The sequence below is a fragment of the Bradyrhizobium sp. SHOUNA76 genome, from assembly GCF_023006445.1.
In the GTDB taxonomy this organism is placed as follows: domain Bacteria; phylum Pseudomonadota; class Alphaproteobacteria; order Rhizobiales; family Xanthobacteraceae; genus Bradyrhizobium.
The window spans coordinates 1-14,172 of sequence record NZ_JALBHA010000123.1 but is presented as its reverse complement, the minus strand read 5'-3'; the positions used below and the strand labels follow the sequence as shown (position 1 = coordinate 14,172).

At 64.7% G+C, this 14,172-nt stretch carries 13 protein-coding genes; 7 read left to right on the top strand and 6 right to left on the bottom strand.

The genetic code is table 11. The features are described 5' to 3' along the window. A partial coding sequence (locus MOV74_RS15935) for a YidB family protein (RefSeq protein ID WP_246923983.1) occupies nucleotides 1-312 on the top strand: 312 nt, incomplete at its 5' end. A 42-nt stretch (nucleotides 313-354) separates the two neighbouring features. Then, nucleotides 355-627, top strand: coding sequence for a GlsB/YeaQ/YmgE family stress response membrane protein (locus MOV74_RS15930; protein ID WP_246923981.1), 273 nt, complete (start codon nucleotides 355-357; stop codon nucleotides 625-627). Between the two features lie 127 nt (nucleotides 628-754). Here the strand turns inward: MOV74_RS15930 and MOV74_RS15925 are convergent, their stop codons facing one another. After that, a complete protein-coding gene (locus MOV74_RS15925) occupies nucleotides 755-1,540 on the bottom strand; it encodes an SDR family NAD(P)-dependent oxidoreductase (RefSeq protein ID WP_246923978.1) in 786 nt (261 codons plus the stop codon). A 261-nt stretch (nucleotides 1,541-1,801) separates the two neighbouring features. Here MOV74_RS15925 and MOV74_RS15920 point away from each other — a divergent pair, with 261 nt between their 5' ends. From MOV74_RS15920 to MOV74_RS15910, 3 genes are read left to right on the top strand one after another with little or no spacing between them, the layout of a single operon-like run. Continuing rightward, entirely contained in the window at nucleotides 1,802-2,866 is a 1,065-nt protein-coding gene (locus MOV74_RS15920) for an acyl-CoA dehydrogenase family protein (protein WP_246923975.1), read from the top strand. A gap of 15 nt (nucleotides 2,867-2,881) precedes the next feature. Next, on the top strand, nucleotides 2,882-4,042 hold the full coding sequence (locus MOV74_RS15915) for an acyl-CoA dehydrogenase family protein (RefSeq protein WP_063198062.1): 1,161 nt from the start codon (nucleotides 2,882-2,884) through the stop codon (nucleotides 4,040-4,042). A 40-nt stretch (nucleotides 4,043-4,082) separates the two neighbouring features. Then, nucleotides 4,083-4,895: an enoyl-CoA hydratase/isomerase family protein gene (locus MOV74_RS15910; protein WP_246923971.1), complete on the top strand. Its 813-nt coding sequence runs from the start codon at nucleotides 4,083-4,085 to the stop codon at nucleotides 4,893-4,895. A 153-nt stretch (nucleotides 4,896-5,048) separates the two neighbouring features. Here MOV74_RS15910 and MOV74_RS15905 read toward each other — a convergent pair whose 3' ends face one another. The 4 genes from MOV74_RS15905 to MOV74_RS15890 all read right to left on the bottom strand — a co-directional run bounded on the left by MOV74_RS15905 (nucleotide 5,049) and on the right by MOV74_RS15890 (nucleotide 10,226). Further along, nucleotides 5,049-7,163, bottom strand: a complete 2,115-nt coding sequence (locus MOV74_RS15905) for an acetate--CoA ligase family protein (RefSeq protein ID WP_246923968.1) — start codon at nucleotides 7,161-7,163, stop codon at nucleotides 5,049-5,051. A gap of 153 nt (nucleotides 7,164-7,316) precedes the next feature. Then, nucleotides 7,317-8,063, bottom strand: a complete 747-nt coding sequence (locus tag MOV74_RS15900; protein WP_246923965.1) for a hypothetical protein — start codon at nucleotides 8,061-8,063, stop codon at nucleotides 7,317-7,319. Nucleotides 8,064-8,065: 2 nt separating this feature from the next. Then, the gene (locus MOV74_RS15895) at nucleotides 8,066-8,854 is read right to left on the bottom strand and encodes an enoyl-CoA hydratase (RefSeq protein WP_246923961.1); all 789 of its coding nucleotides are present in this window, start codon (nucleotides 8,852-8,854) and stop codon (nucleotides 8,066-8,068) included. Between the two features lie 166 nt (nucleotides 8,855-9,020). Further along, a complete protein-coding gene (locus MOV74_RS15890; RefSeq protein ID WP_246923957.1) occupies nucleotides 9,021-10,226 on the bottom strand; it encodes an ABC transporter substrate-binding protein in 1,206 nt (401 codons plus the stop codon). A 426-nt stretch (nucleotides 10,227-10,652) separates the two neighbouring features. Here MOV74_RS15890 and MOV74_RS15885 point away from each other — a divergent pair, with 426 nt between their 5' ends. Next, complete coding sequence (locus MOV74_RS15885; RefSeq protein WP_246923954.1) at nucleotides 10,653-11,456, top strand: thermonuclease family protein; 804 nt, start codon at nucleotides 10,653-10,655, stop codon at nucleotides 11,454-11,456. A 134-nt stretch (nucleotides 11,457-11,590) separates the two neighbouring features. Further along, nucleotides 11,591-12,982 carry a M48 family metalloprotease gene (locus MOV74_RS15880; RefSeq protein ID WP_246923952.1) on the top strand — a complete coding sequence of 464 codons (1,392 nt, stop codon included), beginning with the start codon at nucleotides 11,591-11,593 and terminating at the stop codon, nucleotides 12,980-12,982. A 299-nt stretch (nucleotides 12,983-13,281) separates the two neighbouring features. Here the strand turns inward: MOV74_RS15880 and MOV74_RS15875 are convergent. Next, a partial coding sequence (locus MOV74_RS15875) for an MFS transporter (RefSeq protein WP_246923950.1) occupies nucleotides 13,282-14,172 on the bottom strand: 891 nt, incomplete at its 5' end.

The following is a 14,172-nucleotide window of genomic DNA, read 5'->3' as shown; positions in this document are numbered from 1 at the left end:
GGCTTGCTCGCCGGCGGCGCGGCCGGAACCGTGCTTAGCGGCGGGCTCGGCGATCTCCTCAACCAGCTCCAGCAGGGCGGCCACGGCGATGCCGCGAATTCCTGGGTCGGCAAGGGGGAGAACAAGGCCATCGCGCCCGGCGATCTCGCGAACGCACTCGGCGCCGATCAGATCGAGAGCCTGTCAGCCCAGAGCGGCCTGTCGCGCGACGAATTGCTCAACGGGCTCAGCCAGTATCTGCCGCAGGTGATCGACCATTTGACGCCGGACGGACGGCTGCCGACCGAGAACGAGATCTCGGGCAGACTTTGATCGGACTTTGATCGACGCGCTTTCGGGAAGGGGAGCACACTCATGAGCATGGGCGGCCTGTTGTGGATTATCGTCGTCGGCTTCGTCGCCGGCCTCATCGCGCGCTGGCTGGCGCCGGGACCGAATAATCCGAGCGGCTTCATCCTCACCACCATCCTCGGCATCGCCGGCGCGTTTCTCGCGACCTTCATCGGCCAGGCGATCGGTCACTACAGTACCGACCAGGGCGCGGGCTTCATCATGGCCACAATTGGCGCAGTGGTGGTGCTGTTCATCTGGCACCGGCTGGTGGCGAGCGGCGTGATCAAGGGTTAGCGATATAGGCCGTTGGCACGCTGCCGCCCCACGCGACGTCATTGCGAGGAGCTCTTGCGACGAAGCAATCCAGGGTGTCTCCGCGGAGAGATTCCTGGATTGCTTCGCTGCGCTCGCAATGACGAGTTCACGTAATCAAATGCATCCCTGCATCCATGCGCACGACCTCGCCGGTCATGTTGCTGGAGGCCGGCATCGCCAGGAAGCTGACGAGCTGCGCGATGTCCTCCGCTGATGATGCGACCTTCAGCGGCACCCTCGCCACCACGCTGTCGCGCACCTGCTTGGCGCCGGCTTCGCCGCGCCCCTTGGTGAACCAGGGCGTGTCGATGTAGCCGGGGCATACCGTGTTGACGCGGATCAGCGGCGCCAGCGCGCGCGACAGCGACAACGTCATGGTGTTGAGCGCGCCCTTGCTCGCGGCGTAGGCGATCGACGAGCCGACGCCGCTGATGCCGGCGACCGAGGACACGTTGACCACAGCGGAGGGCCGCCCCGAAGCCTTCGCGCCCGCCTCGAGCAGGCTGCGCGCGGCGCGCACCATCTGGAACGGGCCGATGGTGTTGACGCCATAAAGGCGCTGGAAATCTTCAGCCGACAAGCCGTCGAGATCGGCGTGAGCGACATGCTTGGTGGTGCCGGCATTGTTGACGAGGATGTCGAGCCGGCCCCAGCCGCTGGCGGCCGCGACGATCTTGCGGCAATCCTCGTCCTTGGAAACGTCGCCCTGCGCGACCAGGACTTCCGCAGCGCCGGCCTTGCGGCACAGCTCTGCCGTGGCCTCGGCCTCCTTCTGGCTCGACGAATAGTTGATGACGAGCCGCGCCCCGCTGCGCGCAAGAATTTCCGCCGTCGCAGCGCCAAGGCCGGAGGCAGACCCCGTCACGATTGCACACAAGCTGTCTTTGGCCATCCGGATTTCCTTCCCTTGGTTCTGATGCAAGCCTTGAAAAGAGCTGGCCTTGTTTAGCGAGTTTGCGGCGCCCTGCAAATCGAGCAAACTCCGCTAAGCGGAATTAGCCCCTGTCGGCTCTTCGCCCATGCCTGCGCCGCAGGTTGACCTGCGATCAACGCTTGTCAGGGCCATGGCTTTTTCGGATCATCGGGCGCAAGAAGACCTGCGCGGTTCGCTCAACGAGGCGGGACGCGCCAACGGCAAAACACGGGGAACGCTGTGGCGGAGAGTGACAACATCGTCGTCGAGACCGCGGAGAAGATCTTCGCCGATCTTGCCGATCCGCAAGAGATCAACAGCGACAAGAAGAATTCCTGGCAGGGGCCGCTTTGGCAGGCGCTGAGCGAAGCCGGCCTGCCATTGTCCTGGGTGCCTGATGATCTCGGCGGCTCCGGCGCGGGCTTGGCCGATGGCTTTGCGCTGCTGAACGCCGCCGGCCGTTTCGCCGTGGCGGTTCCGCTGGCCGAGACCATGCTGGCCGGCTGGCTGCTGGCGCAGGCGAAGATCGCCTCGCCCGAGGGCGAGATGACGGTGCTGCCGGCATCGCCGAAGGATCGCATCACCCTGAATGCCGACGGTTCACTCTCCGGCCGCGCCCGCGGCGTACCTTTTGCGAAGGCGGCCAAGCATTTTGCAGTGCTCGCACATGGCAAGGACGGCGTCTCGATCGCGCTGGTCGACGCGGCCAAGGCTCGGATCGAGGCGGGGCTCAATGTCGGCTACGACCACAGTGACACCGTGACGCTCGACAAGGTCCAGTCCGTCACGCTCAAGGCCGCGCCGAAGGGCTTTGACCAGACCACGATGATGCTGATGGGCGGCGTTGCGCGGAGCCTGCAGATCGCGGGCGCGCTGGAATCGATGCTCGACATCTCCGTGCGCTATTCCAACGAGCGCGTCGCCTTCGAGAAGAAGATCTCCAAGTTTCAGGCGGTGCAGCACAATCTGGCGCGCCTCGCCGGTGAATCCGCCGCGGCCCTTGCGGCTGCAACCTCTGCGGCCGACGCCATCGCGAACGCGAAGAGTTTTGACGACGAGGTCTATCTCGAAGCCGCCTCCGCAAAGATCCGCTGCGCGGAAGCCGCGGAAAAGGGCGGCGCCATCGCGCATCAGGTTCACGGCGCGATCGGCTTCACGCTCGAGCACATCCTGCACCGCTATTCGCTGCGGGCGCTGGCCTGGCGCGACGATTTCGGCTCGGAGAGCCATTGGGCCGTCGAGCTCGGCAAGCTGGTCGCAAGCCGCGGCGCCGACGAATTGTGGCCACTCGTGGCGTCGCGCTGATCAGGGAGAGAAACAATGACCGCTGCCCTCCGTTTCGATCCGATCCGCCTGCCCGAAAAGTGCGAGCAATTGCGCAAGGAAGTGCGCGCCTTCCTCGCCGAGGAAATCGCCGCCGGCACTTTCGATCCGCACAAGCCCAACCGCGAGGACACCGACGCGCCGGAATTCTCCCGCCGGGTCGGCGCCAAGGGCTGGCTGGGGATGACCTGGCCGAAGAAATATGGCGGCCAGGAACGCTCCTTCCTCGAACGTTACGTGGTGACCGAGGAGATGCGCGTCGCCAACGCGCCGACGCGGCGCTTCTTCGTCGCCGACCGCCAGAGCGGGCCGGTGCTGATCAAATACGCGCCCGAGCATATCAAGATGGAGATCCTGCCGCGAATCTGCCGCGGCGAGATCTGCTTTGCGATCGGCATGAGCGAGCCGAATTCCGGCTCGGACCTGTTCGCCGCGAAGACGCGCGCGACCAAGACCGACGGCGGCTATCTCATCAACGGCACCAAGATCTGGACCTCGTCGGCGCACATCGCCGACTACATGATCGCGATCTTCCGGACGTCACAGCCGACCAAGGAAAACCGCCGTCATGGCCTGACCCAGTTCCTGGTCAAGATGAAGCAGCCGGGCATCCAGGTGAACCCGATCGGCCAGATCACCGGCCAGTACGAGTTCAACGAGGTCGTCTTCACCGACTTCTTCGTCCCCGACGATCACGTGCTCGGCGAGGTCGATGGTGCCTGGAAGCAGGCGACGAGCGAGCTCGCCTATGAGCGCTCGGGTCCCGAGCGCTTCCTCGAAACTTATTACGTGCTGACCGAGCTCGTGCGCGCGGTCGGCCCTAACCCGGATACGCGCAGCGCCGAAGGCATCGGCCGCCTCGTCGCGCAGCTCCACACCATGCGGCGGATGTCGGTCTCCGTGGCCGGGATGCTGGAAGCCGGCAAGGAGCCGGTGGTCGAGGCGTCCATCGTCAAGGACATCGGCACGGTGTGGGAGCAGCAGCTGCCGCACCGCGTGCGCGATCTCGCCGCCTTCGTCGAGGAGACCGCGACCAATCGCGAGACGCTCGAGCGGCAACTCGATTTCGCCATCAAGACCGCGCCGAAACTCACCATCCAGGGCGGCACCACCGAGGTGCTGCGCGGCATCATCGCCCGCGGACTTGGGCTGCGCTAGTCGCGCGGACTTGGTTTGCGCTAATCAATCGAGGACTATCATGAGCACTTACAAAGACATCGGCGTCGAGAAGGTCGGGCACGTCGGCACCATCGAGATCCGCCGCCCGCCGCTGAACTTCTTCGACATCTCGCTGATCAACCAGATCGCGGATGCGCTGGACGAATTCGACCGCGACATCGAGATCCGCGCCTCCGTTCTCTCGGCACAGGGCAAGGCCTTCTGCGCCGGTGCCAATTTCCAGGATCCGGCGCGGCAGGCACAGGAAGCGCGCGAGGCCGAGAAGAAGGGCGACCCCGCCGACAGCCTCGGGGCGATCAACCATCTCTACATCCAGGCCGTTCGCATCTTCCGCGCCAAGAAGCCGATCGTCGCGGCCGTACAAGGCGCCGCCATCGGTGGCGGATTGGGCCTCGCAGTCTCCGCCGATTTCCGCGTCACCTGCCCCGAGGCGCGCTTCTCCGCGAATTTTACAAAACTCGGCTTTCATCCCGGCTTCGGCCTGACAACGACGCTGCCCGAGCTGATCGGCAAGAACAACGCCGAGCTGATGTTCTACACCAGCCGCCGCGTCACCGGCGAGGAAGCGGTCAAGTGGGGCCTCGCCAACGAGCTGGTGCCGCAGGACCAGGTCAAGGCGGCCGCGATGAAGCTCGCCGGCGAGATCGCCGAATGCTCCCCGCTCGGCCTGCTCTCCACCCGCGCCACGATGCGTGCGGGATTGGCTGATCGCGTCATGGCCGCCACCAATCACGAGCTCGCCGAACAGACCAGGTTGCGGGCGACGGAAGATTTCAAGGAAGGCGTCAAGGCCACGGAAGAACGGCGCGCGGCGAATTTTAGGGGAAGGTAGCTTCTTCCTTCCTTCTCCCCTTGTGGGAGAAGGTGGCGCGAAGCGCCGGATGAGGGGTATCTATCCACTCGCTGGACTGTTCGTGAGGATAGAGACCCCTCACCCGTCTCGCCGCTATGCGGCGAGCCACCCTCTCCCACAAGGGGAGAGGGGTTAACCGCGCCCCACCACCAGCGCATCGACGATCGTGACGCCCTGCCCCTCGGCGTGCACCAGCACCGGATTGAGCTCGATCTCCGCGATCTCGTTTGCATGCCGCGCCGCAAGCAAGGAGATGTCGGCGATCAGTTGCGATAGAGCCGGCACGTCCGCCTTCGCCGCTCCACGAAATCCATTCAGCAATGACGCTGCCTTCAGGCTAGCCAGCATCTCGTCCGCCTCCTCCGCACTCACCGGCGCGGGACGATAGATGACGTCGCGGAATAGTTCTGTGGTGATGCCGCCGAGACCCACCATCACCATGGGACCGAAGGTCGCGTCAGTCATCGTGCCGACGATGATCTCGACGCCGCGCTTCGCCATCGGGCCGACCAGCACGCCTTGAATGCTCGCCTCAGGCCGATGCTTGCGCACATTGTCCAGCAGGGCCTCAAATGCCAGAAACACCTCGCCCTTGGTGGTGATGTTGACGCGCACGCCGCCGACTTCGCTCTTGTGAGAGATATCGGGCGACTGGATCTTCATCGCCAGGGGGAAGCCGACGCGGGCGACCGCCTCGTCGAGTTCGCTCTTGTCCTTCACCAGCACTTCGTCCGGCAGCGTGAGGCCCGCGGCGCGGAGCAATGTCTTGCTGTCGGCCTCGGACAAGACCGGCGACTTCAGATGCGCGGAGAGATCGCGCGCCGGCAGCCGCGCGGCGTCCGCAGGCGGCGTCAACTTGAAACTGGCGTAGTCGACGAGCTGCCGCATCGCGACGCCGACATGCGTAAGGCCCGTGAGCACCACGGCACCGGATTTGGCGAGCTCACGGCGCGCAAAGTCGGATGGCACCGTGTAGGAATAGAACAGTACCGGCTTGTGCTGCGCCGAGAGCACTGGCGTCAATTCCTCTTCCTTGAACGGCTTGCGCACCTCGCTCGACAGCGACAGCACGACCAGGATCGCATCGACCTCGTCGGAGGCGGTGAGCACGTCGACGCTCTTCTGCAGGCCGCCGGAGGTGACGCCCTGCGCGGTGACGTCGATCGGGTTGCGCGCCGTGCCATAGGACGGCATCAACGCCTTGATCCCCGCCTGGATCGGCTCGGAAAGCTCCGGCACCTGCAAGCCTTGCAGCGCCACGGCATCGGCGCCCCAGATGCCGGCGCCACCTGAGACGGTGACGACGGCAACGCGATCGCCCTTCGGCAGCGGATTGCTGGTAAGCACGGCCGCGATCGTCAGCGCCTCGTCGAGATCGTTGGAGACAATGAAGCCGTATCTTGCGAACACCGCATCATAGGCCGCCGACCAGCCGGCCATGCTCGCGGTATGCGAGGCGGCAGCGCGCTGGCCTGCGCCGGAGCGGCCGACTTTTGTCACGATGACCGGCTTCTTCTGCTCCGCCGCGTACCTAGCGGCGGCCAGAAACTTTTCGACGTCGCGGATGCCTTCGATGAACAGCAGGATCACGTCGGTCGAGGAATCCTGCACCAGATAATCCAGAAACTCGCCGGCGCCGAGATCGGATTCATTGCCGGCGCTGACGACATAACTGACGGCGAGGCCGAGTGCCCGCGCGCGATGATAATAGGCAAAGCCGATACCGCCGCTCTGCGCGACGATGCCGATCCGCCTCATCGTCGCAACGAGCGGCACCACGCCGGGCTTGACATCGACGGCGGGACTGAAGGTCGCCGCCACGCGCTGCACCTGGCTGAAGAAGCCCTCGGCGTTCGGACCGGAAATCCGCATGCCGGTGCGCTTCGACAGCGCCGCGATCGCATCCTGCATCGCCGCGCTGTCGCCGCCCTCCTCGGCAAAACCGGAGGAGATGATCACGGCGTTCTTGACGCCGGCGGTAGCGCATTGCTCGAGCGCGGCCAGCACGGCGCGGGCCGGGATGATGATGACGGCGAGGTCGATGGGCGCGCCGATCTCTGCGATCGATTTGTAGCAGGCGAGCCCGTCGATATCCCCGTAGTTCGGGTTCACCGGGTAGATCTTTCCGGGATACTCGTTCTTGCGCAGCATCGACAGCAGCCGGCCCGGGATCTTCTCGTGATCGCGCGAGGCCCCGATCAGCGCAATGCTGGCGGGAGCGAAGAAGCTGTCGAGCGGATGCGGCATTGAGAGTCCTTGGCTTTTTCGATCACTCTATCCGTCATGGCCGGGCTTGTCCCGGCCATCCACGTCCCTCCTCACACCATCACTGCAGCCCAAGAACGTGGATGCCCGGGACAAGCCCGGGCATGACGATGCGGTGAGACATGTGCCGACAATTCAACTGACGCGGAACGTCACTCCGCCCAGCAGGAACTCATTCCCCGCCACCGCATGCCCTTTCGCCCGCGCCGCGTGCAGCACCTGCGCGATATCGGTCACGCGAAACTCCAACGCGCTCATGATTTCGCTTGCACCCTTCACGAAACGGAAGGTGGCGTTGGGCAGCTTCAATTCGGCGCCGCTCGGCGCAACGCCGATGATCTTGCCCCAATGCTCCGCGAGGCCTTGCGGATCCGGGCTTTGCATCTCCACGCCAGCAAGCGCCTGCGTCACATCCTTGCGGATGCACCTCTGCCAATCCGGTCCTGCCGGCGGATACGGCCCCAAGATGTCGTCGCTGCCTTCGGTATGGTTGAACTCGATGAAGGCGGCGCGGCAGTCGCGGGGGTGGAGTTGGACGCCGTGATAGGGCGCGTGATCGATCACGTTGGCGGTTCGGACGCCGAGCGCATTGGCGTTGCGTCCGCGCTCGTCGGGGTCGTTACAGCAGAAGATCGCCATGTAGCCGCCGCGGCCGCCGGTCTTCTCGATGAAGCGGCCGGCCGTGGTGCCGTCCTTGAAAGGTGCGACCACCTCCAGCAAAATCGTATCGACCGGGAGCAGCGCATTCTCCAGGCCGTATTTGGCGACATTGCCGTCGCGATAGCACACGGTGAGGCCCATGATCTCCGCGATGTCGGAGACGACAGGCGCGAGCTGTGGCGCGACCAGGCAGATCTGCCGCAACCGCATATAGGGCGCCATGGTCATGCGCCCCTGAAGGCCGGTTTGCGCTTCTCCACAAAGGCCTTGGCGGCCTCCTTGTGGTCTTCGGTGTCGCCGCAGCGCGTGTGATGGATCGCCTCGCCGTCGAAGCAGTCCTCCAAGGCGAGATGCTCGGCATTGTTGATGTTGCGCTTGATGAAGCCGAGCGCGATCGAGGGTCCCTGCGCCAGCGACAGCGCGAGCTCGTGCGCGGCGCCGTCGATCTCGGAATCGGGCACGACCTTCGTCACCATGCCGATCGCATGCGCTTCCTTCGCAGTCAGCACCGGCGACATCAGATAGAGCTCGCGCGCCCGCGCGCTGCCGAGCAGCTGCGTCAGGAAATAGGTGCCGCCGTAATCGCCGGAGAAGCCGACCTTGGCGAAGGCGGTCGTGATCTTGCAGGATTCGGAGGCGATGCGCAGATCGCACGACAGCGCCATCGACAGACCCGCGCCGGCCGCGGCGCCGTCGAGCTGCGCCACCACGGGTTTCGGCATCTGGTGCAGGATGCGCGAGACCTCCATGCCGCGGCGGAGGCTCGCAAGCTTCTGCTCGAACGGCAGCGGCGCACGGCCTGCCGCCATCGACTTGACGTCACCGCCGACGCAGAACGAGCCGCCGGCGCCCTTGAACAACACCGCACGCACCTCCGCATCGTCAGCCGCACGGCGCGCGGCTTCGACCAACCCCGCGACCATCTCGGGGTTGAGCGCATTCTTCCGCTCGGGGCGGTTCATGGTGATGGTGAGCAGCCCGCCTTCGAGCTTTTGCAGGACCATGTCGTTCATGGGGCGTCTCCCTTGTTGTTGTTTGACCGGGCTATGACCACACCGTCATTGCGAGCGAAGCGAAGCAATCCAGAGATGTGTCCGCGGATCAAGTCTGGATTGCTTCGTCCTGGATTGCTTCGTCGCAAGAGCTCCTCGCAATGACGGGCGTGATATCGTCACGCCGTCACTTCTTCACCAGCGGGCAGCGCGACTGCTCCAGCGATTGGAACGCCTCGCTGCCGGGCACGGTGGTGAGCAGCTTGTAATCGTCCCAGCGGCCCTTGGACTCCGACGGCTTCTTCACCTCGAACAGATACATGTCGTGGATCATGCGGCCGTCCTCGCGGATCTTGCCACCCTTGGCGAAGAAATCGTTGATCGGCGTTTCCTTCATCACCTTCATCACGGTGGCCGCGTCGGTCGTCCCGGCCGCTTTCACCGCCTTCAGGTAATGCGTCACGGAGGAATAGACGCCGGCTTGCGCCGAGGTCGGCGGCCGCTTCACACGCTCCTGAAAGCGCTTCGAGAAGGCGCGCGTCTCGTCGTTCATGTCCCAGTAGAACGCTTCGGCCAGCAGCAGGCCCTGCGCGGTCTCGAGCCCGATCGAGTCGATGTCGGTGACGAAGGCGAGCAGTGGCGACACTTTTTGGCCGCCCTTGGTGATGCCGAACTCGGCAGCTTGCTTGATGGCGTTGACGGTGTCGCCGCCGGCATTGGCAAGACCGATCACCTTGGCTTTCGAGGCCTGCGCCTGCAGCAGGAACGACGAGAAATCCGACGTGTTGAGCGGATGGCGCACGCTGCCCAGCACTTTGCCGCCGGTCTTGGTGACGACGGCGCTGGTGTCCTTCTCCAGATCCTGGCCGAAGGCGTAGTCAGCCGTGAGGAAGTACCAGGTGTCGAGGCCCGACTTCACGGCGGCGAGGCCGGTCACGTTGGCCTGGCCGAACGTGTCGAATACGTAGTGCACGGTATAGGGACCGCAGGCCTCGTTGGTGAGACGGATCGAGCCCGGACCGTTGAAGATGACGATCTTGTTGCGCGCCTTGGCGATCTCGCCGGCGGCTAGCGCCGTCGCGGAGGCCGCGACGTCGTAGATCATCTCGACGCCCTGGTTGTCGAGCATGTCGCGGGCGATGTTGGCGGAGAGATCGGCCTTGTTTTGATGGTCGGCCGCGAGCACCTGGATCTTGCGTCCGAGCACCTCGCCGCCAAAATCCTCGACAGCCATCTTGGCCGCGGTCTCGCTGCCGGGGCCGGTGATGTCGGCATAGAGGCTCGACATGTCCAAGATGCCGCCGATCTTCAGCGGTGGCTTGTCCTCGGCCTGCACAGCGCTCGCGCTGAGAGCAAACGCGGCGGCAAAAATGCCGGACAAAACATGCTTCATGGAAAACGACCTCCCTTTATCGCGCCGTACTCTGGTGGCGGCTTGGTTATTGCTCTTGGTCATCGCTGTTGCCGCAATCATGCCGCATGCGCAAGAGCGCAGCAAGCGCGAGGACGCTGCGAGAGCAGGATTGCCGCGCATGTTTTCCGCAAAGCGGAATGGTGAGAGGACGGAAGATGTTTCCACGTCATTGCGAGGAGCGCTTGCGACGAAGCAATCCAGAGTCCTTCCGCGGAGGGATTCTGGATTGCTTCGCTACGCTCGCAATGACGGGTGCGAGACAACAACGAGCCGTCACACGAGGTGTCGTAGGGTGGGCAAAGGCGCGTCAGCGCCGTGCCCACGAGCCCGAGCGACGAACCGAAGACGTGGGCACGCTTCGCTTTGCCCACGAGGGCCCCTTCGTTGTTGGCACCGTTTGGGTTAATGTCGAAGCGTAACGCAACCTCTCCGGGCAACGTGACGCGGCTGCTTCACTTCATCGTCGCCATTTTTCTCGTCGCGAGTCCCGCCGCGCTCGCGGCGCCGTGCCAATTCGAGTCCCAAGGCGAGGGCCGCGTCGCATCCATCGTCGATGCGCGCAGCGTCCGTCTCGATGACGGACGCGAGATCCGTCTCGCCGGCATAGAACCAACCGCGACCACGAAGCAGGCGCTGGCGTCGCTGCTCGCCGGCCGGGACGTGACGCTCCGCGGCACCGACGACACGCCCGACCGCTACGGCCGCCAGGGCGCGCTGGTCTTCATCGGCGAAAGCGACACCTCGGTGCAGGCCATGCTACTCTCCCAGGGCGAGGCCATGGTCTCCGCCGAGATCACGGACAAGGACTGCGCGGCCGCCCTGATGGCGTCGGAGGTCGCAGCACGGCACCAAAAAAAGGGCAGCTGGGCTGACCCGTCGGCCATAAAAAACGCGGAAAGTCCGGACGATATTTTGGCGGGGATCGGGCGGTTTATGGTGGTCGAGGGCAAAGTCCTGTCGGTCCGGCAAGCTGGGGCAATGACCTACCTCAACTTCGGGCGAAACTGGACACGCGGCTTTGCCGCGACTATTTCAAAGCGCACGCTACCGGCGTTTGAAAACGCTGGCATCCCCCTTAAGTCCTTGGAAAGTAAACGTATTCGAGTCCGGGGCTGGGTCGAGGGGAATACGGGGCCGCGGATCGATGTGCGTCTCTTGGGACAGGTTGAATTGCTGGGCGCAAACGAGCCTACTGGGGTAAGGCCTTAACGAGGGCCAGGCACGGGTTAAGCGACGTGAATGGGGTGCTAGAACGGCACGTACGGAACGAACGCCGCCGCCTGCGGGCGGCGCCGGCCGCGCTATGCCTTGTGCTGGGTACGGCGCTTGCGGGCTGCGGCGATATGGGCCGGTTCCAGACGGCGGCTACCCCGGCGACGGTCGCGATGCCGAAGCCGAAGCCGGCCGTCGCCCAGACCCCCGCCACCGAGAAGGAGCACGAGCGCATCCTGACGAGCTATGGCGGCACCTATGACGACCCCAGGCTCGAATCACTCGTCAGCAAGACCGTCGATCGCCTCGTCGCCGCCTCCGATCGTCCCGACCAGGGCTACAAGGTCACCATCCTCAATTCCGGCGCGGTGAACGCCTTCGCGCTGCCGAACGGCCAGCTCTATGTCACGCGCGGGCTTCTTGCGCTTGCGAGCGATACGTCGGAATTGTCCTCCGTGCTCAGCCACGAGATGGCGCATGTGCTGTCCAAGCACGCCGCGATGCGCGAGGACCAGGCCCGCCAGGCCGCGATCGTCACCCGCGTCGTCACCGACATGAGCAACGATCCCGATCTCACCGCGCTCGCACTGGCCAAGACCAAGCTCACCATGGCGAGCTTTTCGCGCAAGCAGGAGTTCGAGGCCGACGGCATCGGCGTCGGCATTTCCGCCAAGGCGCATTTCGACCCATACGGTGCGGCACGGTTCCTGTCGGCGATGGAACGCAATGCCGAGCTGAAGGCCGGCAAGAGCTCGCTCGATCCGCGCGCACAGGATTTCACCTCGTCGCATCCGGCGACCCCGGAGCGCGTGCAGAACGCGCAGACCATTGCGCGGCAATATACTGCCCCGGAGGGCGCCGAGCGCGACCGCGAGACCTATCTCGCTGCGATCGACAATCTCGTCTACGGCGAAGACCCCAGTGAAGGTTTCGTGCGCGGCCGCCGATTCCTGCATCCGAAGCTCGGCTTCACCTTCCAGACGCCCGACAATTTCACGCTCGACAACACCGCCCAGGCCGTGATCGGCGTGCGCGAGGGCGGCGCGCAGGCGATGCGTTTCGACGTGGTGCGCGTGCCGGCCGAGCAGTCGCTCGGCGACTACCTCAATTCCGGCTGGATGGAGGGCGTCGAGAAGGCGTCGACCGAGGACATCACCATCAATGGCTTCCCGGCCGCGTCCGCCACCGCCAAGGGCGACCAGTGGCAGTTCAAGGTCTATGCGCTGCGCTTCGGCAGCGACGTCTATCGCTTCATCTTCGCGACACGGCAGAAATCGACCGAGAGCGAGCGCAACGCGCGGGAGACCGTCAATTCATTCCGCCGCCTGACGCTCGACGAGATCCAGGCCGCGCGTCCGCTGCGCATCAAGGTCATCACCGTGCAGCCCGGTGACACCGTGGAGTCGCTGTCCCACCGCATGGCCGGCGTCGATCACCCCGCCGAGCGTTTTCGCGTGCTGAACGGGCTCGATCGCACCGCGCAGGTGAAGGTGCGTGACCGCGTGAAGATCGTGGCGGATTGACGTGCGCTAAGCCGCACGTCATCCCGGGGCGCGCTTGAGCAGCGAACCCGGGATCTCGAACCAACAAACTCCGGCGCCGTAGGGTGGGCAGAGCGTAAGCGTGCCCACCACCTCGCAATCATCGACGGATGGTGGGCACGGCGCGATGCGCCTTTGCCCATCCTACGAAGCCTATGATGCGGCGGCGAACGCGCGAGCCTAAAGCGCGATGCGATTAGGATGAATCGTCACCGCGCTTTAGGTTGTTGTTTAAGCATGATCTTTTCGGAAAACCGCTGCGCACTTTTCCGGATCATGCTTTAGCCGCCCGCGTCCATGTCGCCCTTCTCGCGCTGGCCGCTGAGCCAGAGGGCGAGCAGGGTCCAGAACGCGCCGGACAAGAGATACGCACCCGAGGCGATGACGCCGAGATTGGTGGCGAGCAGTAGCGCCACCAGCGGAGCGAAGCCGGCGCCGAACAGCCAGGCCATGTCCGAGGTCAGCGCCGAGGCGGTGTAGCGGTACGCCTGCTTGAAGTTCGAGGCGATCGCACCGGAGGACTGGCCGAAGGACAGGCCAAGCAGGATGAAGCCGATCACCATGTAGATGGTCTCGCCGAACGCGCCGGCGTCGAGCAGCTGCGGGGCAAAGCCGCTATAGATCGCGATCGCGATCGCCGATCCCATCAACAGCGATTTGCGCCCGACGCGGTCGGCGATGATGCCGGAGATCACGATCGCGGCGACACCGAACACGGCGGCGACGATCTCGATGATCAGGAAGCGCACCGGGCTTTCACGGGTGAACAGGAACACCCAGGACAGCGGAAACACCGTGACCATGTGGAACAGCGCAAAGCTCGCGAGCGGCGCAAACGCCCCGAGCATGATGTTCTGGCCTTCGCGCGCGACCGTGTCGGAGATGCGCGCGGGCTGCAATTCGCGGGTCTCGAACAGCGAGGAATATTCCTCGGTCGTCACCATGCGCAGGCGCGCAAACAGCGCCACGACGTTGATGGCGAACGCGACGAAGAACGGATAGCGCCAGCCCCAGTCGAAGAAATCGTCGGCCGAGAGGTTACCCGCGAAATAGGCGAACAGCGCGCTCGCCACGATCAGACCGAGCGGCGCGCCGAGCTGCGGCACCATCGCGTACCAGCCGCGCTTGGAGGGCGGCGCGTTCAGCGCCAGCAGCGAAGCCATGCCGTCCCA

Excerpts from the sequence above, each read along its gene's own strand:
- MOV74_RS15930 (WP_246923981.1), top strand. The coding sequence starts at position 355 with ATGAGCATGGGCGGCCTGTTGTGGATTATCGTCGTCGGCTTCGTCGCC.
- MOV74_RS15905 (WP_246923968.1), bottom strand. The coding sequence starts at position 7,163 with ATGCCGCATCCGCTCGACAGCTTCTTCGCTCCCGCCAGCATTGCGCTG.
- MOV74_RS15885 (WP_246923954.1), top strand. The coding sequence starts at position 10,653 with ATGTCGAAGCGTAACGCAACCTCTCCGGGCAACGTGACGCGGCTGCTT.
- MOV74_RS15890 (WP_246923957.1), bottom strand. The coding sequence starts at position 10,226 with ATGAAGCATGTTTTGTCCGGCATTTTTGCCGCCGCGTTTGCTCTCAGC.
- MOV74_RS15895 (WP_246923961.1), bottom strand. The coding sequence starts at position 8,854 with ATGAACGACATGGTCCTGCAAAAGCTCGAAGGCGGGCTGCTCACCATC.
- MOV74_RS15900 (WP_246923965.1), bottom strand. The coding sequence starts at position 8,063 with ATGGCGCCCTATATGCGGTTGCGGCAGATCTGCCTGGTCGCGCCACAG.
- MOV74_RS15880 (WP_246923952.1), top strand. The coding sequence starts at position 11,591 with ATGGGCCGGTTCCAGACGGCGGCTACCCCGGCGACGGTCGCGATGCCG.
- MOV74_RS15925 (WP_246923978.1), bottom strand. The coding sequence starts at position 1,540 with ATGGCCAAAGACAGCTTGTGTGCAATCGTGACGGGGTCTGCCTCCGGC.
- MOV74_RS15910 (WP_246923971.1), top strand. The coding sequence starts at position 4,083 with ATGAGCACTTACAAAGACATCGGCGTCGAGAAGGTCGGGCACGTCGGC.
- MOV74_RS15915 (WP_063198062.1), top strand. The coding sequence starts at position 2,882 with ATGACCGCTGCCCTCCGTTTCGATCCGATCCGCCTGCCCGAAAAGTGC.